This window comes from Nocardioides pocheonensis (assembly GCF_003725535.1).
GTDB lineage: Bacteria > Actinomycetota > Actinomycetes > Propionibacteriales > Nocardioidaceae > Marmoricola > Marmoricola pocheonensis.
Genome location: NZ_RJSF01000011.1, coordinates 1 through 20,185 on the forward strand (window position 1 = coordinate 1; position 20,185 = coordinate 20,185).

The window sequence follows — 20,185 nt, forward strand, 5'->3', positions numbered from 1 at the left end:
ACCCTGACCGAGCAGATCGAGCTCAGGGACCGCACCTGCGTCTTTCCCTGGTGCCAACGTGCCGCCCGAGGCTGCGACAAGGACCACATCGTCCCGTGGCAGGACGGCGGCCCGACATCGAGCGACAACCTCGCCGCCCTCTGCAGACGCCACCACCGGTTGAAGACCCACGGCGGCTGGACCTACACCATGGTCGAGCCCGGCACCTACCTGTGGCACAGCCCGTTCGGCTACTCCTGGCTGCGCGATCGAAGCGGCACCACCGACCTCACCCCAGCAGCCGCCGAGCCACCCCCGCGCCGACGAACCAGCTGACCCACACCCCGCGGACGACCTCCGCGGGGCCGTCGGCATGCACCCGCACGCCCTGACCGGCACGCGCTGACTGCTCGCGCGCCATTCGCCGACCGTCGCCTTGACGCCCCCGTGACGCAGAAGAGCGTCCCTAGCCTCGGCTCCGGTCCGCCGGACGGAACTCCGGCCGGCGCACCGGTAGCACCGACGGTGGCTCCGCAGGACGCGTCGACGGCCGCCGCGTGGGGCCGGTGGGCGCAGAAGCAGCACTTCACCGGGGCCCAGAGGCGAAGGCCGACTACGCCCACCCCGAGCAGATGAACCGCTACACGTGGTACCAGACGCACGACTGGAAGGTGCCCTACCCGGGTGACTCGAAGGTCTACCTGCCCCACGAGGTGCCGGGCGCGTACCTGCCGTCCGCCGAGACCGACTGACCCACCGATCGACCGCACGAAGGCGAAGGCCCCGGGACGTCCCGGGGTCTTCGGCCTTCCCCGCGGGGGTGTCGATCGAGGGCCGGCTCGTTCGTTCCCCCTCGTCAGTCCCCTCGGGGAAAGCGGAGGAAGGAGCGGTCATGGGTTCGATCGGCGTGACGATGAGCGTGTCCCTGGACGGTGTCGTCCAGGGACCGGGGCGGCCGGACGAGGACACGCGCGGCGGCTTCGAGCACGGCGGATGGGGTCAGCGGTACGTCGACGACGTGATGGGCCGCGAGATGGCCGCGTCGATGAGCGCGCCGGGGGACATGCTGTTCGGCCGGCGTACGTGGGAGGACTTCATCACCGCATGGGGCCGCGCGACTGACGGCAACCCGTTCACGACGCACATGAACGCAGCGACCAAGTACGTCGTGTCCCGCACGCTCGACGACGCGGAGACCTGGCAGAACTCCGTGCTGCTGCGGGGGAGACGCCGTCGAGCAGGTCGCGGGGCTCAAGGAGCGGTCCGAGCGGGACCTGTCGATCATCGGCAGCACGTCGCTCGTGCACGCTCTGCACGGAGCCGGGCTGATCGATCGGTACACGCTGCTGATCCACCCCTTGACGCTCGGGCCGGGACTGCGGCTCTTCCCCGACTCCGCAGGCGTGACGGAGCTGCGCCTGGTCGGCTCCGTCGCGACCAGGAAGGGCGTGATCGTCGCGCGCTACCAGCGCGGGTGACACGCCGTGCTCACCGACGGGGATTGCCGTGGGCGAGGTGGGGCACTGGCACGAAGGTGCCGACGGAACCACCGGAGGCACTCGAACCTCAGGGAGGTCGACATGGCCGAGTCAGCCAACGATCCCGTGGGCCGCGACGCCGACCGGAGCGGCACCATCCTGGACGAAGGAGGGATCGACACCGACGCGCGCGCAGGCCGCAGCCTCGGCATCGATCCGAGCCGAGAGCCCGACGAGCAGACCAAGCAGCAGATCGAGGAGGAACGGGCCAGCCGCCTCGACCCGGACAACCGTCCCGACGGCGCGGAGGTCGACAACACCGAGCGCACCTTCGACCACGATCGCGGGCAGTTCACCGACTCTCCGGACTATGACGGCTCCGAGCCGCCGCGGTTCAGCGACCCGGAGGACCCGAACAACCCCGACAACGCCTGAGCGCGGCCGACCCCGCCGATCGTCACCGGAACAGGAACGGGCTGGCACCCCAGCGGATCGTGTAGCGGAAGGTGCTTCTGCCGAACCCGCGCCGGTCGACGCTGACCACGATGCGAGCGCCGGGTCGCAGGGTGTGCCCGCGGAGGAACGACGTCAGGTCCACGCTCCTGGTCGCGACGGTCGACACCGTGCGCCGCGAGGGGCAGCCCCGGCCCAGGCACCGCACCGCGACGCGCGAGTGGCGGAAGAGCCCGGTGACCTTGAGCCGGCGTACCCAGGTGCGCTGCCCCTCCACGCGCCACCGGGCTGCGACCGACCCGGGTGCCTGGTGCGTCCGGGGCGGGTCGCCGATGATCACGAAGCCAAGGGTGAAAGCGCTGACGTCGGTGGCCGCGCCGGCGGTCACCGTGACCGCGTGCGACCCCGCGGTGACGTGGTCGAACGTGAACGGTGAGGCGCACGGCGTCGGCGCCTGGTCGTCGAGCGCGCAGGTGGCCGGTGACCCGGTGGCGACGAAGGTGATCGTGACGGGTCCGTCGGGGGGCAGGGTCGTCGCGCCGTCCCCCAAGGTTAGGACGGTACCCGGCGTCGGCGAGGTGATCGTGACCGAGTCCGCCTCGGCCATGGCCTGGGTCGGCGCCAGCGCGGTGACCGCAGCGACCACGAGGGCCGGCAGGAGCAGGCGGCGCGGAAGGGCTGCGCGGCGGCTGGGAGTCCTGGTCATGAGCTCGTCCTGTTCGTCTGCTCCCCCGGAGGACCGGTCTTCGGCGAAGTGGTCTGGTGGGACTGCGTCCAGCACACCAGCGGAGCGCGTTTCGGAGAATCCTGATGATCCTCAGGGTCGCGCCTCGCCTCGGCTTCGCCGGGACAGAGCCGTGCGGCCCCGGTGTCCCGGGGCCGCACGAAACGGGGAAGGTGGTCAGCAGTTCGGGACGTTGGGGTCCACGAAGGGAGTGCCGAGAAGGCTGCCCGAGGTCTGACCGTTGTTGTAGAAGGCGTCGGCGGAGACGTAGTAGGCGCCGTTCCACGGACTCGAGGCGATCCGGTACCACCAGGTGTTGCCGTCCGCCACCTTGAAGCCGGTCACCTTGCAGGCAATCTGGACCGTTGTGTAGCCGGCGATCGTCGGGCCCTCGGTGCCGCCAGCGTTGGTGTAATTCGTCCAGGTGTGGGCAGCTCCACCGGTCGTCTCGCTCCAGGTCGGCGCCGGTGCAGGCGTGGGCGTCGGGGTGGGCGCGGGTGTGGGTGTCGGGGTAGGTGCGGCCATCACGGTGCCCATCCGCCAGATCGTCACCTCGAGGCCGGCGCGGGCCGCCGAGGCGTACGGATCCCAGGAGTGCCGGCCCACGGTGTCCGGAGCGACGTAGTTGCTGTCGACGACGTCGAACGAATTCGAGCCGGCCGTGTGGCCGAGGATCACGGCGGTGTGCATCGGCCAGTAGTAGTTGGCGTGGTCGCGCGGGTTGGTCAGTTGGATGATGTCCCCGACCGCGACGTTGTCACGGCTGACTCGAACGCCCCCGTTGGCCGCGTAGTTCTCGTAGTAGTCGCCGCCGAGGCGCTGGGTGTGTCCCGAGGCGACATACACCCAGTCATTGACAGCCTGCTTGCACTGACCGTGGTCCAGCGAACCGGGCGTGTACAGGTATTGCCCGAGATGGGAGAGACCCTCGCGGGCGATCGCGGCGTTGTCGTAGCTGCCGGCACCGAGCTGCTCGCCGAGCGGTGCGGCGAAGCCGTTCGAGATCGGGTATGCCGACTCACCTGGCAGCAGGGGAAGGCGCCCGATCTTCACCGCTGCCAGCCGGACGTACACGTGCGCCGGCACGCGCCGCCTGAGCGTCACCGAGCCGCACCGAACCTGCAGGCGCTCTCCCCGGTGCGCGGTGTGTTTGGTCGTGCCGGGCGCCTTCACCACCATGCGCCGGGGAAGACCTTGGACGCTGCGCTGGGCGAGCACCTTGCCGGACGACGTGATCACGGCAACGGTGCACGTGCTGGCGCCGGTCGCAGGCATGGTGATGCTCAGCGGCGCGGGCGCGGCCGACGCAACTGACGGCACGGCAAGGGCGGCCGAGGCGACGAGCCCGGCGCCCAGCGCGACGCCGAACCGCCGTGGGAGGGGGGACGTATGACGGGTGCTCATGTGCGTGTTCCTTTGCTCTGAGGAGGAGCCGCTGCCGAATCTCGGCAAGCACGAGCACATCAGCGGGAGCGCCGGAGCGACATCCTGATCCTGATCAGGGTCACGCGGTCCCGGCCCGGGTCATCCCGGGCTGCACGTGGATGCGACGCGGTCAGCCCGAGGAGTCCGGCGGACCGCACGTGCCCCGCCACCGGGCCGGGTCGGCCTGGGCCTGGTGGCAGACGTTGAGCAGGTCGGCGGCGGTGAACGGGCTGGGAACCCTGCGCGTGCCGCCCTGCTCGAGGGCCACGATCAGCGCGTCGATGGCCTGGGTAGTCGTCATCGACGGGTGGTCCTGGCGGATCTGCGCGATCCGGTCCACCAGCACCGTGTAGATCCCGTCGGTCGGGGTCGCGTAGGGCCGCGTCACCGAGACCCCGTGGTCGCGACAGCCGTCCGGACCACCGGAGAAGGGGAAGGCGTAGTCGGGGAGGTTCTCGACCGCCGCCACGAAGTGTCCGTGGGTCACGCGAGCCCTCAGGTGGATCGGGGGGAAGGTGCGCTCGTAGATCGTCCCGGGCTTCCCGACGACTTCGTACCTGACTCGCACCTGGTAGTCGACGTTCGTGCGGCAGTCGTCGGCGACCAGGTCGACCACGCTCGGCGGTCGGCACCTGCCGTCGAGGACGCCGAACGGCCGGTGGTCGTTGCCGATGACCTGCTGCCACCCGCCGTTGTCGGCGTCGGCGCGGTAGCGCGCGAAGGTGGTGAACTGCTGCGTCGGCGGTGGGCAGACGTGCGCGGGCTCGGGCGGTGAGACCACGGTGCCGACAGGGCAGGTCAGCCCGAGCTTCTGGAACACCCTGGTCGGCGCCGGCGCCCGTGTGGGGATCCGGGTCACGGCAAGGACGTGAAGGTCCTGCTTGGCGGTGAGCACCAGCTGAAATTTCCCGCCGCCCCAGCTGGTCGGTTGCAGCGGCGAGAGGTCAGCCGTCACCGGGCCCTGGGGCTCGTTGCAGTCCACCTGGGTGTCGAGGTTCGTGCCGCCGGTGAGCCGCCCGTTCAGGATCTGGCCGTGGTCGACGACGTGCACGACGGCCGGGTTGCTCGTCGTCGCGGACGGGCTGGGCGAGGCGGGCGACGGCTTCGCCACCGTGCCCGTGGGCGGCGCGGACGTCGGAGCTGTCGGCGATGGGGAGCCCGTCGTCGGCGGATCGACGATGATGCGCTTCGACGTGGTGGGCGTGCGAGGACCGGTCGCTGCGGCCGGTCCGGCCGCGTGCTCCCCGGCCGTGCGCATCGCGATCGCCGACCCGCCGGCACCGATGACCAGGAGGATCGGCACGAGGACGAGCACGGCGGTCCGGCCGGCGAACACGCGGACCGGCGTCCCCGGGCGTCCCTCGGGCTCGGGCGCGAGGCTGCGCAGCAGCTGCCGACGCAGCACTGGGCGTGCCCGGAGCGCCGGCGCGGTCGCGACCCTCGCCCGCGTCGCGTCGAGGTCGAGGCTCCCGTCGATCGAGAGCGGCGGAGTCAGGCCGGTCAGGGTCTCCATCGCGGTGACCGCGAACGAGAACGTGTCCGCGCGCGGTCCCGGTCGACCGTCCGGGTTGCGCAGCTCGGGAGAGGAGTACGCCGCCGTACGACCGCTCGCGGGACCGGAACCCGCGGGCCGCAGCAGGCCGAGGTCGACGAGGACCGGAGCCCCGTCGGTGCCGATGATGATGTTGGTCGGCTTGACGTCGCCGTGGGTGATCGGGCCCGGCCCGCCGTTGCCCCGGTGCAGGCGGCTGAGCGTCGCCGCCACACCCCGGAGGATGCGGATCCGCTCACGCGGCGCGGCATCCGGGTGCTCGTCGAGCCAGGTGCGGAGCGTCAGACCGGGCACGTGGTTCATCACGACGTACCGGTGGGTGGGTGCGGCGCTCGTGTCGTCGTCCGCGCGGTGCCGGGCGACCCCCACGAACGTCTCCTCGACGCGGACCAGGCCGGGTACCACGAGCGACCCCAGTGCATCGAGGCGCTTGGCCCAGTCGTCGGTGCCGTCGCTCGGCAGGGTGTCGATCTTGACGGCGACCTCGCGCTCCTCGTCGCCGGCACGTACGGCGCGCCAGACCTCGCCCTCGCCGCCGGAGCCGAGCAGGTGGGTCAGCCGGTAGCGTCCGGGCTCGTCGGCAGGACCGACCCAGAACGCGGACGTGTCCATCGGCCTCCTGCCCCAGCGCGGTCAACCTGTCGCGATCATGGCAGCGCGCTCCGGGCGCGGGGACCAAACACCGGGGCCGCGCGACCTCGGTCTAGTCCGCGGCGCAGCCAGAGGCGCTCGGTTGCGGCCCGAACTGGAGCGTCGGCGTCGACCGTCCCGTCCCGAGCCGGTAGACGTTGGCCCTGCCCACCGGACCGTAGGTGTAGAAGGTCCCGGGGCTGACCTTCCCCTGGTGCGTGCCGACGAAGTAGTGGATGACGGGACGCCAGGCGTAGCCGGCTTTGCACGCCGTGACGTCGATGCCCACGACGACCGGCGTCGTGCGCAGGTTGAACTGCCCGCTCGGGTCGAAGTCGGCGGCCGAGCCGTGGTCGACGATGCGCAGCTTGCGCCGGTCCAGGTCGGCGGCGTAGCGGAGCTGCGAGGGGTCCGCAGCGGCGTCGCACCTGCCGGGCAGTGCGACCCACGCAGGTGTGGGCGTCGTGCCGACCTGCTCGAGGTCGATCTCGGTGACCGTCACCGGGTCCTCGTCCGAGCGCCCCACCAGCGTGAGCAGGAGCCGCCCGGTGTGCCAGCGCCCGACGCCCGCTGCCGGCGGGGCTTTGTCGAGGGCGCCGGCAGTCGTCGGGTGCTGCAGGTCCTCGAGCACGCTCGTCGCTGCGATGCCGGTGTCGGGTCCGCACGGAGCCGTCCAGGCCGCCTTCACGCCCAGCGGACCGGTCGGTCGTGCCTGCCCCGTCGGCGTGGGCGTCCGCCCTGATGCCCGTGTAGGCGCTGTGTCGCGCCCGATCCATCCCCACGCCGCGACCGCCGCGACGAGCACGACGGCGATGAGGACCAGGGCCGGGCGGGCTGCCGACCGGTGCGCGTCGGTGGGGACGTCCGGCTCGGCAGCGGTCGGTGAGGTCACCTCGGTGGCCGCCGTGCCCTCCACGGCCGCGATGAGCCACGCGGTCAGGGCGTGCGGCCGGGCCTCGGGCGGACTGGCCAGTGCGGCGTGCACCGCCTTGACCAGTCGCGTCCGCCGCCTGGTGTCGGGGCTCGACCGGAGTGCCCGCACGACGTCGTTCGGGTCGTGGGCGTCGGCCACGGCCGGGCCGCCGAGCACCTCGGCGACCGTGCGGGCGAATGCGTAGGCGTCACCGGCGGTCGTCGCGGCCGCGCCCGCGGCGAGCTCGGGTGCCAGGAACCTCTCCGGCGCGCCGGTGGTGCCGACCCAGGGCGAGTAGCCGACGACGCGCGTGGAACTGTCCGGCGCCACCCTGACGGCGTCCGGGCTGACCGCGCCGTGGGCGACACCCGGCGTCCGTGCCGTGCCTGCGTGGAGGGAGTCGAGCGCCGCGGCGGCCGCGCGCAGGATCGACAGTCTCTCGGGCACCGACGCCTGGGTGCGTGCGGCCCAGGCCGTGACCGCCTCGGAGTCCGGGTCGAGGAGGGTGAGGGACGCAGAGGTCGCGTCCCGTGAGCCTGCGACCACCCGGGCGAGCGAGGGGTGTCGTGCCGCCTCGATCCGCGGCAGCCACGCGTCCCAGGCGTCCGCATCATCCGGTGTCGTCAGCGGCCACACCGCGGTGCGCGTGCCATGCTCGTCGGGCAAGGCCTCTCCTCTCCAGCGGTGCCGCGCCTGTCGATCCGGTCCCTTCGGCTCATTGACCCGGGGTCCGTCCGGTGATCAGGATGTCGGTGCGAGAGCTCGGGTGTGGGGGGATTGACCGAACGGAGTGGTGATGGGGGAGCCGGCGCCGACAGCTGCCGACGCCGTGCGCGTCCTCGTGGCGACCACCGACCGCAACGGGGACCAGCTCGGTCCGAGGACCTCCGTCGTCGTCCCAGCGGGGGAGACGGTCGAGATCGGGCGCGAGGGTGACCTCCAGATCGCCGACCATCCCGAGGACCTCTCGGTGTCCCGCATCGCCGTGGGCTTGCGGACGCTCTCGGCGGGCGCCGTCGAGCTCTCCGTCTCCAACCGCAACGGCGTCGTCGTCCATCCGTGGGGCTCCCGGTCGCGCTACCTCGCGCCCGGTCCCGACAAGCAGGTGCTCGCGGGCAAGGTCGGGGTGCGCGTGATCAGCGGCACGACCCTGGACCGTCCCGACGCGCCGGTGTACTGGGTCCTGGTCGAGGGCCGCGGGGAGCCGACGGCACGCATCCCGCTCCAGCGTTCCGCGGTCACGGTCCAGAACCCGCGACCCGTCGACCTGACCGACGCGCAGCTCGCCGCGGTGACGTTGATCTTCCAGGAGCACCTCGCCTGGCCTCCACTCCCGGCCCCGCAGGCGCTGACCATCGAGGCGGCCGCCCGGCGGCTCGGCGTCTCGCCCGCTGCGGTCATCCAGCGGCTGGAGGGGGTGCGCAAGAAGGCCTACGCGCTCGGCCTGGCCCAGCAGTACGGCGTGGTCGACCCCGAGTACGTCTTCGCGCTCGTCGCCCATGGATACCTCGAGCCGCCGTCGGAGATCGTCCAGGCCGAGGACCTCGACCTCTTTCCCGGGTGAGGACCTGGAGGCCCCCCGCAGGCCCTCACCCGGACCTGCACCAGCACACCGCACGACGGGCGCTGCCACCATCCTGAGGATCGTCAGGGTCCGCCGCGCAGCGCGCGACCGAGGTCGCCGACCTGGTCCAGCGGCGCGTCGTAGCCCGGGAAGTAGACGCAGACCCGGTCGGCGACGTCACCGAACCGTCGCGTGAGCTCCGCCGCGCACTCCTCGGGCGTCCCGACGACGGCGAGCGTGCGCGCCACGGTGTCGTCGACCAGGTCGACCATCGCGGCGACGTGGCCGGTCTTGGAGAGCGCGTTCAGCTCGGGCTGCAGGTCGGCCCAGCCCTCGACCTCCAGCACCGGCCGGTACGCCGGGGTCGAGCCGTAGAACGCCAGCAGGGCCCGTACGCCGTGGAGCGCGCGCTCCTGCTCCTCAGCGGTGCGTCCCATCGCGACGATCGCCTGCGGGTAGATCGGCAGCACCTCGCGCCCGGCACGCTCGAGCCCCTCGGCGACGGCCGGCAGGGTGCGCTCCCGGAAGTGCCGGTGGCTGTGGAACGGCATCACCAGCAGCCCGTCGGCCACCTCGGCGGCGGTGCGGGTCATCTGCGGGCCGAGCGCGCCGAGCAGCACCGGCGGTGCGCCGTACGGGTTGGGGCCGGGCACGAACGTCGGCGGCATCAGGGTGTGACGCGTGAACTCGCCGCGGAAGTCGAGGCGGTCGCCGCCCTGCCACGACGCGAGGATCGTCTTGACGGCCAGGACGATCTCGCGCATGTGCGCGACCGGCCGGTGCCAGGTGGCGCCGTACCGGTGCTCGATGTGCGGGCGGATCTGCGAACCGAGCCCGAGCCGGAAGCGGCCCTTGCTCAGCAGCTGGAGGTCGTACGCCGCGTGCGCGAGATGCATCGGGCTGCGGGGGAGGGCGATCGCGACATTCGTCATCAGGTCGGTCTCGACGGCGCCGGCCGCTGCGATCAGCGGCACGAAGACGTCGTGCGGCCCCTCGAACGTGAACAGGCCGTCGACACCCGCCCCGACGAGCTCGCGCGCACGGTCGGCGGCCCGGTCGGGACGGGCGTCGAGCTGGACGTCGAGGAGCACCCGCCGAGTATGACCCGCCGTGCCGGACCGACCCGCCGAACCGGCGGACTCGCTGGACACGGCGCGCCGAGATCCGGGGTTCGAGACGGCTCCGACGAATCTAGAACTTGTTCCAACTTCTGTGTAACCTCCGCCACATCCGCCCGTTATGTGATGTGGGTCCCGTTCGCGGTTCACAAACCGGAGTCAGGAGTTCGGCTGTGCGCAGCAAGTTGGTCGGAGCATGCGTCCTCGCACTGGCACTTCTCGTGCCCACCGCCTGCGGCGGTTCCGAGGTGAGTCCGAAGGAGGCCCTGGCGGCCAACCAGAGCATCCTGGGTCAAGGCGCCGGGTCCAGCACGGACACGACCGGCACGTCGAGCGACAGCACCGCGACCGGTGACACCGGCACGACCGGCTCGAGCGTCGACGCGCCCACGGCGGCGTCGACGGGCGGGGCGGCGACCGGCACCGGGTCCACCGGCACGGGGTCCACTGCCACGGGATCGACCGGCGGCAAGCCGAAGACGAAGGGTGCCGGGGGCGCCGCGCCGTCGGCGAGCGGTGCGTCCTGCGCCGGGTTCAAGAACACGACCGGCATCACCGACAGCACCATCACGATCGGCAACTCCTCCGACATCAGCGGCCCGGTGCCCGGCCTGTTCTCCTCCGCCCAGCAGGCGACCAAGGCCTACGTGGCCTACTTCAACTCCAGGTCGAACATCTGCGGCCGCAAGCTCAGCCTGATCAACCTCGACAGCCGCACCGACGCCGGCGCCGACCAGCAGTCGTACCAGAAGCTGTGCGACCAGACCTTCGCCGCGGTCGGCTCGATGTCGGCCTTCGACTCCGGTGGCGCGGCCACGGCCCAGTCCTGCGGCCTCCCCGACGTCCGTGCGGCGGCCGTCACGGCGGCGCGCAACCAGTGCTCCACCTGCTTCGGGGCCGAGTCCAGCGGCGACCACGAGTTCTCCAACTCCGTGCCGGACTTCTTCGTGAAGAACTACCACGACGCCAGCCAGAAGGCGGCGTTCCTCTACCTGAACGCGGGAGCCGCCGCGGAGAACGCCAAGACCCAGCAGACCGTCGAGACCCAGCGCGGCATGAGCTTCGTCTACAGCGCGGGCATCGACGTCGCCGAGTTCAACTACGGCCCCTACGTCCAGCAGATGAAGGACAAGGGCGTGCGGTGGGTGCAGTTCCTGGGCGGCTACCAGCAGGCGGTTCGTCTGGCGCAGGCGATGCAGGCGGCGAACTTCAAGCCGGACATCTTCCTGCTCGACCCGACGGCCTACGACGCCGGCTTCGTGAAGTCGGGCGGCAGCGCGGTCGATGGCGCGGTCATCTTCATCATGTTCACGCCGTTCGAGCAGAGCCAGCCGGAGGTGAACCTCTACAAGCAGTGGCTGCAGCAGGTCTCACCGGGCGCCGTCCCGACGTTCTTCGGCCTGTTCGCCTGGTCGGCGGCCAAGCTGTTCGTCGAACAGGCGGCCGCGCTCGGCGGCCAGCTCAGCCGAGCCTCACTGGTCGCGAAGCTCAAGGGCGTGGACAACTGGACCGCGAACGGCCTGCACGCGCCGATGGCGATCGGCGGCAAGCACGCTCCGTCCTGCATCCGGTTCCTGCAGCTCAAGGGTGGCAAGTGGACCCCACTCGGGAGCACCAGCTACCAGTGCGACGGCTTCAGCAAGGCCGGGTGACCTGGCATGGACTCCTTCCTCTCCTACACCTTCATCGGGCTGTTCACCGGTGCGGCGTACGCCATCGCCGCGAGCGGCCTCGTGCTGACCTACAGCACGACCCGGGTGTTCAACATCGCGCACGGCGCGGTGGGGATGGTCTTCGCCTTCGTCTACTGGGACTTCAGCCAGCGCCAGCACATGCCGGCGTGGCTCGCGCTCGCACTGGTGCTCCTGGTCGTCGCACCGGCCTTCGGGGTGTTCGTCCAGCGGGTCCTCACCCGGGGCCTCGGCTCGCAGCCGATCGGCGTCTCCCTGGTGGTCACCGTCGGCATCCTGGTGGGCCTGATCGGCGTCGCCACGCAGATCTGGCCGCCCGCCTCCCGCACGGTCCCGCAGTTCTTCGCCGGTCACCTGATCACGCTGGGCAACGTGGTGATCACGTGGCACCAGGTGCTCACGGTGGTGCTCAGTGGCGTGGTCGCGGGCTGCCTGTACCTCCTGCTCAACCGGACCCGGATCGGCACGGCCATGCGGGCCAGCGTGGACAACCCCGACCTCCTCCAGCTCTACGGTGGTCGCCCGCAGCTGGTCGCCGCACTGGCCTGGGCGATCGGCACGTCGCTGGCCGCGCTCGCCGGCATCCTGCTGACCCCGGTGATCGGGCTCCAGTACTACGACCTCACCCTCCTGGTGATCTCGGCGTACGCCGCCGCGATGCTCGGCAAGCTGACCAGCCTGCCGATGACCTACGTCGGGGCCATGGGCCTGGGCATCCTCCAGTCCTACGCCGTCGGCTACCTGCCCAGCGCCGGCAACGTGGCCGGTCTGCGCGCGGTGGTGCCGACCCTGTTCCTCTTCGGGATCATCGTGCTGCTACCGCAGGCACCCCTGCGGATCGGTCAGGTCAAGGGCCTGGTGTCCGCGCCGGTGCCGACCCTGGGTCGCGCGTCGATCTGGGGCGGCGCGCTCGTGCTGTTCGCGATGCTGCTCGCGGTCGGGCTGTCGACGAGCAACCTGCTGCTCCTGGGCACCGCCGCGACGTACGCGATCGTGATGCTGTCCCTCGTGCTCCTGACCGGGTACGGCGGCCAGGTCTCGCTCGCCCAGTTCACCTTCGCCGGCGTGGGCGCGGTCGCCTACGCGAAGATCGACCAGCCGAACCTCTTCGGCCTCCTCGTCGCCACCCTGGTGGCCGCCGCGGTGGGCGCGCTCGTCGCGATCCCGGTGCTGCGGCTCACCGGCCTCTACCTCGCGCTCGCCACGCTGGCGTTCGCGCAGCTGATGGACAAGCTGGTCTTCCAGGCGTCCTACGCGTTCCAGTTCAACAACCCGCTCCACGCCGAGCGGCTCTCCGTGCTCGGCCTGAAGATCGACGGCACCGGCTCCTACACCGTGATGATGACGATCTTCTTCGTGCTGCTCGCCCTCGGCGTGATCGCCGTCCGTCGCGGCCGGCTGGGCCGCATCCTCATCGCGATGCGCGACAGCCAGGCGGCCTGCGGCACGCTCGGCCTCGACCTGCGCTGGCTGCGGGTCGGGCTGTTCGCCGCGTCCGCCGGCATCGCAGGTCTCGCCGGTGCCCTGTTCGCCGGCCTGCGCGGCACGATCGTGGCCAACGACTTCCAGTTCTTCGCCAGCCTGCTCGTGCTGCTGGTCGCCGTGATCTGGGGTGTCACCTCGGTCACCGGCGCGGCGATCGGCGGGGTCTTCCTGATGTACCTCCCGGTCGCGCAGTCCGACCACGCGAACATCGCCGGGCTCCTCTTCGCGCTGCTCGGGTTCGGCGCGGTCGCCCTCGGCCGCGACCCGAACGGTCTGGCCAACAAGATCTTCGGCTTCAACAGCTGGGTGGTCGACCGGCTCTACCCGGCGCTCGCGGAGCGCTACCCGGGGATGGCGCTGCGGTCGCGCACCGACGAGTGGGACGGCGCGGTGGACGGCGTCGACGACGAGTCGCTCGCCGCGAGCGGGACGGAGGTGGAGCGCGATGTCGTTGTTGCAGGTTGAGGACGTCGTCGTCCAGTTCGGCGGCGTGACCGCCGTGAACCACGCCACCTTCGAGGTGGTGGCGGGCTCCGTGACCGGGCTGATCGGCCCCAACGGCGCCGGTAAGACCACGTGCTTCAACGTGATCACCGGCCTGCAGCGACCGACCTCCGGGCACGTCCGGTTCGACGGCCGCGACATCACCCGCACGGCGGTCCACCGGCGCGCGCGCCGGGGGATCGGGCGCACGTTCCAGCGGCTCGAGGCGTTCGGCTCCCTCACGGTCGCCGACAACGTGCGCGTCGCGCTGGACATCCACGAGGGCTTCCGCGGGATCTTCCGCCCCGGCGACCACGACGTCGACGAGCTGCTCGAGCGGGTCGGCATCGCCGAGTACGCCGCCGAGCGGGCCGACTCGATCCCGACCGGCACCGCACGCCTCCTCGAGCTCGCCCGGGCCCTGGCCTGCCAGCCGCGGCTGCTGCTCCTCGACGAGCCGTCCTCGGGTCTCGACGAGGCCGAGACCGAGGCGTTCGGCGCGCTGCTGGTCGAGCTGGCCGGCGAGGGCTGCACGGTCCTCATGGTCGAGCACGACATGGACCTGGTGATGTCGGTCTGCGACGAGATCCACGTGCTGGACTTCGGCTCGGTCATCGCCGCCGGCACGCCGGCCGAGATCCGGGTCGATCCCAAGGTGCAGCGTGCCTACCTCGGCTACTCCGACGAGGGCCAGGGCGCCCACGTCGCCGAGAGCCTCGACGAGACGAAGGTGCTGGCCCGATGAGTATCCCGATCCTCGAGGTGGTCGACCTCCACGCCGCCTACGGGCGCATCGAGGTGCTCCGCGGCGTCGACCTGCGGGTGCCGCGCGGAGCGGTGGTCGCGCTGCTCGGCCCGAACGGCGCGGGCAAGTCGACGCTGCTCAAGGTGATCAGCGGCCAGATGGAGCAGACGTCCGGTGACATCCACCTCGCCGGCGTACACGTCGCGGGGGCGAAGCCCGACGAGCTGGCGAGGCTGGGCCTGACCACGGTGCCGGAGGGTCGCAGCGTGTTCCCCAACCTCAGCGTCGAGGAGAACCTCCAGCTGATGTCGTACGCCGGCGTCCCCGCCTCGCAGGTCCTCGACACGGCGTACTCCTACTTCCCGCGCCTGCACGAGCGCCGCTATCAGCTGGCCGGCACGCTGTCCGGCGGCGAGCAGCAGATGCTCGCCCTGGCGCGGGCGCTGACCTCCGACCCGGCCCTGCTGCTGCTCGACGAGCTGTCCATGGGCCTGGCCCCCCTGATCGTCGACGAGCTCTACGAGACCGTCGGCCAGATCGCGCAGACGGGCGTCTCGATCCTCGTGGTCGAGCAGTTCGCCCGCACGGCGCTGCGGATCGCGGACTACGCCGCGGTGATGTCCGGAGGACGGGTGGTCGCGACCGGCGAGCCCGACGAGATCGGCTCGATCATGGCCGACGTCATCCTGGGAGGTGTCGCATGAGGCGCACGTTCGTCGTCCTGACCGCGGTCGGAGCGCTCATGGCCGCACCACTCGTGGCCGCACCGAGCCAGGCCGTCGTGCGCACCGACCCGGACTTCAGCGGGTTCACCACTCAGGCGACCGCGACCCCGCTGCGGATCGAGGTCTACGAGCCGGCCATCCCGATCCCGTCCGACCCGCAGGCCGAGATGGACTTCTCCTACACCCGTGTCGACGGCACGTCCGGTCCCACCGGCTCGGCCCGCGCCTCCGCCCTGTGGCCCGGCGACTCCATCGGCGAGGGCTTCAAGACCTTCGGCGAGCAGCTCGGCCTGCCCGAAGCGCTGTACCAGAACGGCTACCCCGCGCAGGTCAACGCGCAGTCCCCGGGTGACATCACCCAGGCTGCCCAGGAGCCGCTGCCCGGCATGGTGGCCCGCGTCAACGCCACGGACAAGAAGGCGATCGCCAAGGCCGGCTACGGCACCGGGGGCGACGTGCCGGAGGGCCACGCCGGCGACGGTACGACGCCCAAGCCGGCCAACCCGCTGACCTCCCTGCTCGGCGGCGACCTCAGCGCGCTCGGCAACATCCTGACCGGCACGGCCACCGGCAACGGGGACAACCCCGTGTCGACCAGCCCGTTGGGGATGCTGAGCCTGCTGGTCAACGCCAACGGCATGCAGAGCATCTCCACCACGGACTACTCCGGCGACAAGGTGATCGCCACGGCGACCAGCCGCCTCGGCGAGCTCGACATCCTCGGCGGCCTGATCAAGCTGACCGGCATCGAGGTGGTGGCGAAGACCACGAGCAACATCGCCGACGGCGGCAAGGTCAGCACCCGCGTGAACTACGGCGGCATGACCATCGCCGGCACGCCGTTCGCGTTCACCAGCGACGGCTTCGTCGCCGGCGGTGCGCCGGTCGCGGCGCCGGGCCTGCCCACCAACGCGACCGACGCGCTCAAGGCGCTGGGCATCAGCATCGAGATCCCGAAGCCCACGGCCACCACCGACGGCGCCCAGGCGACCGCGGCGGCCCAGGGCCCGACGATCACCATCGACACGGCGCCGCTGCGCTCGAAGCTGCCGGACCTGCCGCTGGCCGACCTGATCAACAAGTTCCCCGACCAGGCCGCGCAGCTCAAGAGCCTGCTCCTCGCCCTCACCGAGGCGCACCCGAAGATCGTGGTCAAGCTCGGTGGGGTGACCAGCCAGGCCGAGACCGTGGCGGCGATCGGCGACGACACCACCGCGGCCGGGCCGACCACCTCCGACAGCAGCGCAGCGTCGAGCGCAAGCGGCCCGGCAGCCGGCAGCGGGACGGCTGCCCCGCCGGCCACGTCGGCCGAGGCTGCACCGGCGGCCTCGACCGCGCCCACGACCACCACGCCCGTGAAGACGGTCTCGGCGGTCCCCGGACTCCCACCGCTCGGCAGCGTGCCGGGCATGCTCACCCTGCTCGGGATGCTCCTCGCGGCCGGCGCCGGCTGGTACCTGCGACGAGCCGGCGGCCTGCTCTTCGGAGTCGGCGCCACCTGTTCCCACGGCCTGAAGGCCGGCATCCCCGACCTGAGGAAGGCATGAGATGACCACCCAAGTCCAGCCCGCCGTCCAGATCCCGGCGCAGAATTCGGCACAGGCGACTGCGCCGCACGCCATGCCCCGCGCCGCGAGCCGGGGCGAGGGTGTCGCCCCGCTGCGCGACAACCCGGCCCAGCTGCTCCACCTGGTGCTCTTCGTCGCCGGCGCCGTGCTCCTGCCTGCGGGCCTGATCGTCATCGGCCTGGGCTGGTACGGCGTGGCGCACACGCCGTACGTCTACAACCAGAACGCCTACATCGTCTCCGGCGGCATCCTCGGCCTCGGGATCACCTTCGTCGGCGGCTTCCTCTACTTCGGCTCGTGGCTCGCCCGCATCGCCGCGGACCAGAAGGAGGCGCAGCGTCAACTCTCGGACACGCTGCTGCTGCTCGCGGACGCCGTCTCGCACAACAACGCGGTGGCGAACGGTGCTCGGCCCGCCGCCCGGCCGCGGGACCCGGGCGCGGTGCTCGTCGTCGCCGGCAACGGCACGACCGTCCACCGCGCCGACTGCGACCTGGTCGCCGGCCGTGAGGACCTCCGTCCCGCGGGCGCCGACGCGCCGAACCTCACGCGCTGCCGCCTCTGCGCGAAGTGACCTGACGCGCGCAGGCGCCCGTCACTCGTCGCGGAAGCGGACCACCGCCGGCACCGGCGCGCCGTCGTCGGGGGTGGTGACGTCCGCCGACTCGATCACGGACCGCACCCGCTCCCGCTCACCCTCGATGCCACCCGGGCATCCGACCAGCACGGTCTGGTTCGGGTGCGTGGCGTCTGTGGTGGCGTCGTAGCCGGCTCGCTCCAGGGCGGCGAGGACAACGGCCGGGTCCTGGCCGACCGGCACCTCGTACTCCAGCGTCGGCACGCGGTCGGAGTGCAGCTCCTTGTCCACCTGCTCACGCCGGCGCAGGAACCCGGTCTGCTCACGGACGACGTACAGCGTGATCACGGCGAGGGCGAGGATCGCCGCGAACACGGCGAAGGCGTAGTACATGGGGGCCCCTTCCTGGGAGCAGATCCAGACCTTGTGTCCGTACCCGGTGCCGTGGGCGCGAAACCGATCTGGGACGCTCTCAGGCTGCTCTCAGGGCTCGTCGCTGAACCGGACCGCGGCGCGGGGCCGCGTCTCCACCTTCGGCGTCGTCACTCCGGCGTTCGCGATCACCTCGCGCACCTTCGCGCGCGACTGGTCGGGACTGTCGGGGCACTTGACCAGCACCACCTGGTGCGACCCGTGCGAGTCGACACCCACGGTGTAGCCCGCACGCTCGAGCGCGGCGATCACGACGACCGGGTCCTCGCCGGTCGGGACGACGTACTCCAGCGTCGGGGTGCTCGCGTCGTGCAGCTCGGCCTCGACCCGCTCACGACCCAGGGACTCGTTCTTCAGCATGCGCATCGCCAGCGCGACCAGCACCACCACGGCCACGAGGCCGACCATCCAGAATGCCATCACTCCTCCTCGGGTTCGCGAGGTCGGGTTCGTCGAGGCGGGACCACTGCCGCGGCGATCGTTGCTTCGACGGTGCACCCGCACGGGTGCGGCAGGACAGGGTCCTTCAGCCCAAGAACGAGAGGACCTTTCGGCCCGTCTGCTCCGGCTGCTCGAGCTGGAGGAAGTGCCCGGCGTCCGGCACCACGTGCACCTCGCTGCCGGCGGGGAGGTGCGGAGCGACCAGGCCGGCCAGACGGGCGTCGAGGCAGCCGTCGTCCGCGCCGTGCAGGTACAACGTCGGTACGACGGGCAGCCGCATCTCCGCACCCTTCCAACGCCGGTAGCGCGCGGGTACCGGCCGCCAGGGGCTGGCCAGCGACCGGTAGTAGCCGATCGCCGCCGAGCGCTGCGCCCGGTCCGGAAGGGCGGCCGCGAGGTGACCAAGGTCCTCCGTGGCGTCGTACCCGGGCGACCAGTCCCGCCAGAGCCGGGGCACCAGCCGGTCGAACCGGCGCTCGGGCAGCGCCGGGAGCAGGTTGAAGCCGACGTACCAGCTGTTGCGGAGCTGGCGCGGGAGCACGGGGAGCGCACGCGGGCTCCGCAGGCAGGGGAAGGGCGGGACCGCCATCGCCACGACCCGCGCGAAGGGTGAGTCGTCGTGGGCCGCGAGGGCGTTCGCCGTGATCGCGCCCCAGTCGTGCCCGACGAGGACTGCGTCCGGGCCCCCGCCGAGTGCCTCGTGCACCCCGACCGCGTCTGCCATCAGCGCGGCGACGTGACCACTGCCGTCCGCCGGCACCGTCGACGGCGCGTAGCCGCGCGTGAACGGAGCGACCACCCTCCAGCCCGCGTCGCCGAGCACCGGACCGAGGTGGCGCCACGTGTGCGCGGTGTCCGGGAAGCCGTGCAGCAGGACCGCAAGTCTTCCGGACTCAGGACCCCACGAGAGTGCCGAAAGTGACACCTGGGGAAGGTCGATCCGTACGGGGCGCATGCGCACATCCTGCCCCGGGTATGCCTTAGGTCCTGTCGCACCCGGCCGACAAGTCAAGAAATGGGGAATCGCCCTACGGGGGTGGGCGTTCACCCGATAGGTTGCGGCGCACCCCGCCGTGAGAAAGGTCCGTCGATGAGCCCGTCGGAGGCACGATCACGACTCTCGCTGGTGGTGTCCCCCGCCGCCGAGCAGGAGCTCGAGAAGCGCGCGGTCCCGACCCGCTTCGGTGGCGGCAGCGCCCGGTCCCGGCTGCTGGCGGGTGCCCTGCGCAACACCGTGCGACCCTTCATCTCGGTCTGGTCACGCGTTCCGCTGCTGCCGTGGCCCTACTTCGTCGTCGACTATGCCGGCCTGCTGCTCAAGCCGGTGCCCGGCACGACGTACGAGCGCGTCGAGCTGCCGAGCTGCAAGGCCGAGGTGCTCCGCACGCCGAACACCGAGGACCGCGTGATCGTCTACCTCCACGGCGGCGCCTTCGTGGTCGGCGGCCGGTTCCTGCACCGCTCGCTGATGTCGCGCATCGCCGACCGCAACCGGGCGACCCTGGTCGCGGTGGACTATCGGCAGCTCCCGCACCACCCGGTGAGCGCCTCGGTCGAGGACGGCCTCGACGCCTACCGCCACGTGCTCGACTCCGGCGTGCCGGCCTCGAAGGTGCTGATCATGGGCGACTCCGCGGGCGGTTACCTCACCTTCCAGGTGGCGCTGGCGGCCGAGGCCGAGGGGCTGCCGATGCCGGCCGGACTGGTCGCGATGTCCCCCCTGATCGACTTCGACGGCACCGCGAAGCTCGAGGCGGAGTCCGCGAGCACCTGTGCCGTCTTCCCCTCCACCTGCTTCGACGCGCTCGCGAAGGTCGTGCTCCGCGCGGCTCGTCGCGCAGGTGAGGCGCACGCCCTGCCGGACACCCCGTCGCGCGCGGCCCTCCACGGCCTGCCGCCCTCGCTGATCCAGGCGAGCACCGCGGAGATCGTGCACCCCGATGCGGAGTCGATGGCGTCGGCGCTGCACGGAGCCGGTGTCGACTGCGAGCTCCAGGTCTGGGACCACCAGGTGCACGTGTTCCAGGCCGCAGCCGGCTTCGTGCCCGAGGCCGACCAGGCCCTCGAGGAGATCGCGGACTTCGTCGACCGGGTCGTCCCCGACGTGCCCTGGGCGATCGAGGCGTAGCTTCCGCGGCACCGGTGGTTGAGGTGCGAGCGCCAGCGAGCCTCGAAACCTCGGCCTGTGCGCCCACCGGACGT

Annotated in this window: 18 protein-coding genes and 1 pseudogene; 11 read left to right on the forward strand and 8 right to left on the reverse strand. The window is 71.7% G+C overall.

Annotated features, from left to right (window positions below):
• The 3 genes and pseudogenes from EFL26_RS05595 to EFL26_RS05605 all read left to right on the forward strand — a co-directional run.
• Positions 1-315: HNH endonuclease signature motif containing protein (locus EFL26_RS05595; protein ID WP_148046637.1), on the forward strand; the 315-nt coding region annotated here is incomplete at its 5' end.
• A 902-nt stretch (positions 316-1,217) separates the two neighbouring features.
• Positions 1,218-1,457 (forward strand): annotated as a pseudogene (locus EFL26_RS24480) (dihydrofolate reductase family protein); the annotation flags it as partial.
• Positions 1,458-1,559: 102 nt separating this feature from the next.
• The gene (locus EFL26_RS05605; protein ID WP_123221924.1) at positions 1,560-1,892 is read left to right on the forward strand and encodes a hypothetical protein; all 333 of its coding nucleotides are present in this window, start codon (positions 1,560-1,562) and stop codon (positions 1,890-1,892) included.
• A 22-nt stretch (positions 1,893-1,914) separates the two neighbouring features.
• On the opposite strand, the gene EFL26_RS05610 is transcribed toward EFL26_RS05605, so the two are convergent.
• The 4 genes from EFL26_RS05610 to EFL26_RS05625 form a co-directional block, all read right to left on the reverse strand.
• Entirely contained in the window at positions 1,915-2,616 is a 702-nt protein-coding gene (locus tag EFL26_RS05610) for a hypothetical protein (RefSeq protein WP_123221925.1), read from the reverse strand.
• Positions 2,617-2,811: 195 nt separating this feature from the next.
• Positions 2,812-4,038, reverse strand: coding sequence for a hypothetical protein (locus EFL26_RS05615; protein ID WP_123221926.1), 1,227 nt, complete (start codon positions 4,036-4,038; stop codon positions 2,812-2,814).
• A 151-nt stretch (positions 4,039-4,189) separates the two neighbouring features.
• On the reverse strand, positions 4,190-6,223 hold the full coding sequence (locus EFL26_RS05620; protein WP_123221927.1) for a serine/threonine protein kinase: 2,034 nt from the start codon (positions 6,221-6,223) through the stop codon (positions 4,190-4,192).
• 91 nt (positions 6,224-6,314) lie between these two features.
• On the reverse strand, positions 6,315-7,820 hold the full coding sequence (locus EFL26_RS05625) for a serine/threonine-protein kinase (protein WP_123221928.1): 1,506 nt from the start codon (positions 7,818-7,820) through the stop codon (positions 6,315-6,317).
• A 130-nt stretch (positions 7,821-7,950) separates the two neighbouring features.
• On the opposite strand from EFL26_RS05625, the gene EFL26_RS05630 reads away from it, so the two are divergent.
• Positions 7,951-8,718: a hypothetical protein gene (locus EFL26_RS05630; RefSeq protein WP_123221929.1), complete on the forward strand. Its 768-nt coding sequence runs from the start codon at positions 7,951-7,953 to the stop codon at positions 8,716-8,718.
• An 83-nt stretch (positions 8,719-8,801) separates the two neighbouring features.
• On the opposite strand, the gene EFL26_RS05635 is transcribed toward EFL26_RS05630, so the two are convergent.
• Complete coding sequence (locus EFL26_RS05635; protein ID WP_123221930.1) at positions 8,802-9,809, reverse strand: TIGR03617 family F420-dependent LLM class oxidoreductase; 1,008 nt, start codon at positions 9,807-9,809, stop codon at positions 8,802-8,804.
• 275 nt (positions 9,810-10,084) lie between these two features.
• On the opposite strand from EFL26_RS05635, the gene EFL26_RS05640 reads away from it, so the two are divergent.
• Genes EFL26_RS05640 through EFL26_RS05665 form a run of 6 tightly spaced genes read left to right on the forward strand, consistent with a single transcriptional unit; the run spans position 10,085 to position 17,107 of the window.
• On the forward strand, positions 10,085-11,488 hold the full coding sequence (locus EFL26_RS05640) for an ABC transporter substrate-binding protein (RefSeq protein ID WP_148046638.1): 1,404 nt from the start codon (positions 10,085-10,087) through the stop codon (positions 11,486-11,488).
• 6 nt (positions 11,489-11,494) lie between these two features.
• Positions 11,495-13,477: an ABC transporter permease gene (locus EFL26_RS05645; RefSeq protein WP_123221932.1), complete on the forward strand. Its 1,983-nt coding sequence runs from the start codon at positions 11,495-11,497 to the stop codon at positions 13,475-13,477.
• The gene (locus EFL26_RS05650) at positions 13,458-14,240 is read left to right on the forward strand and encodes an ABC transporter ATP-binding protein (RefSeq protein ID WP_123221933.1); all 783 of its coding nucleotides are present in this window, start codon (positions 13,458-13,460) and stop codon (positions 14,238-14,240) included. The genes EFL26_RS05645 and EFL26_RS05650 overlap by 20 nt, the downstream gene beginning before the upstream one ends.
• Complete coding sequence (locus EFL26_RS05655; RefSeq protein WP_123221934.1) at positions 14,237-14,944, forward strand: ABC transporter ATP-binding protein; 708 nt, start codon at positions 14,237-14,239, stop codon at positions 14,942-14,944. Before EFL26_RS05650 ends, EFL26_RS05655 begins: the two co-directional genes overlap by 4 nt.
• Entirely contained in the window at positions 14,941-16,512 is a 1,572-nt protein-coding gene (locus EFL26_RS05660) for a choice-of-anchor P family protein (protein ID WP_123221935.1), read from the forward strand. Before EFL26_RS05655 ends, EFL26_RS05660 begins: the two co-directional genes overlap by 4 nt.
• 1 nt (position 16,513) lies before the next feature.
• Positions 16,514-17,107, forward strand: coding sequence for a hypothetical protein (locus EFL26_RS05665; protein WP_123221936.1), 594 nt, complete (start codon positions 16,514-16,516; stop codon positions 17,105-17,107).
• A 21-nt stretch (positions 17,108-17,128) separates the two neighbouring features.
• On the opposite strand, the gene EFL26_RS05670 is transcribed toward EFL26_RS05665, so the two are convergent.
• From EFL26_RS05670 to EFL26_RS05680, 3 genes are all read right to left on the reverse strand, one after another.
• On the reverse strand, positions 17,129-17,503 hold the full coding sequence (locus tag EFL26_RS05670; RefSeq protein WP_123221937.1) for a hypothetical protein: 375 nt from the start codon (positions 17,501-17,503) through the stop codon (positions 17,129-17,131).
• A gap of 90 nt (positions 17,504-17,593) precedes the next feature.
• Positions 17,594-17,962, reverse strand: coding sequence for a hypothetical protein (locus tag EFL26_RS05675; protein ID WP_123221938.1), 369 nt, complete (start codon positions 17,960-17,962; stop codon positions 17,594-17,596).
• Positions 17,963-18,068: 106 nt separating this feature from the next.
• Positions 18,069-18,938 carry an alpha/beta fold hydrolase gene (locus EFL26_RS05680; protein WP_123221939.1) on the reverse strand — a complete coding sequence of 290 codons (870 nt, stop codon included), beginning with the start codon at positions 18,936-18,938 and terminating at the stop codon, positions 18,069-18,071.
• Between the two features lie 135 nt (positions 18,939-19,073).
• Here EFL26_RS05680 and EFL26_RS05685 point away from each other — a divergent pair, with 135 nt between their 5' ends.
• Positions 19,074-20,111 (forward strand): alpha/beta hydrolase, encoded by a 1,038-nt coding sequence (locus EFL26_RS05685; RefSeq protein ID WP_123221940.1) that lies wholly within the window; start codon positions 19,074-19,076, stop codon positions 20,109-20,111.
• Positions 20,112-20,185: the final 74 nt, after the last annotated feature.

Bases quoted from the DNA above. Each gene is read 5' to 3' on its own strand.
- EFL26_RS05605 (WP_123221924.1), top strand. From the start codon at position 1,560: ATGGCCGAGTCAGCCAACGATCCCGTGGGCCGCGACGCCGACCGGAGC.
- EFL26_RS05610 (WP_123221925.1), bottom strand. From the start codon at position 2,616: ATGACCAGGACTCCCAGCCGCCGCGCAGCCCTTCCGCGCCGCCTGCTC.
- EFL26_RS05615 (WP_123221926.1), bottom strand. From the start codon at position 4,038: ATGAGCACCCGTCATACGTCCCCCCTCCCACGGCGGTTCGGCGTCGCG.
- EFL26_RS05620 (WP_123221927.1), bottom strand. From the start codon at position 6,223: ATGGACACGTCCGCGTTCTGGGTCGGTCCTGCCGACGAGCCCGGACGC.
- EFL26_RS05630 (WP_123221929.1), top strand. From the start codon at position 7,951: ATGGGGGAGCCGGCGCCGACAGCTGCCGACGCCGTGCGCGTCCTCGTG.
- EFL26_RS05645 (WP_123221932.1), top strand. From the start codon at position 11,495: ATGGACTCCTTCCTCTCCTACACCTTCATCGGGCTGTTCACCGGTGCG.
- EFL26_RS05650 (WP_123221933.1), top strand. From the start codon at position 13,458: ATGTCGTTGTTGCAGGTTGAGGACGTCGTCGTCCAGTTCGGCGGCGTG.
- EFL26_RS05655 (WP_123221934.1), top strand. From the start codon at position 14,237: ATGAGTATCCCGATCCTCGAGGTGGTCGACCTCCACGCCGCCTACGGG.
- EFL26_RS05660 (WP_123221935.1), top strand. From the start codon at position 14,941: ATGAGGCGCACGTTCGTCGTCCTGACCGCGGTCGGAGCGCTCATGGCC.
- EFL26_RS05665 (WP_123221936.1), top strand. From the start codon at position 16,514: ATGACCACCCAAGTCCAGCCCGCCGTCCAGATCCCGGCGCAGAATTCG.
- EFL26_RS05670 (WP_123221937.1), bottom strand. From the start codon at position 17,503: ATGTACTACGCCTTCGCCGTGTTCGCGGCGATCCTCGCCCTCGCCGTG.
- EFL26_RS05675 (WP_123221938.1), bottom strand. From the start codon at position 17,962: ATGGCATTCTGGATGGTCGGCCTCGTGGCCGTGGTGGTGCTGGTCGCG.
- EFL26_RS05680 (WP_123221939.1), bottom strand. From the start codon at position 18,938: ATGCGCCCCGTACGGATCGACCTTCCCCAGGTGTCACTTTCGGCACTC.
- EFL26_RS05685 (WP_123221940.1), top strand. From the start codon at position 19,074: ATGAGCCCGTCGGAGGCACGATCACGACTCTCGCTGGTGGTGTCCCCC.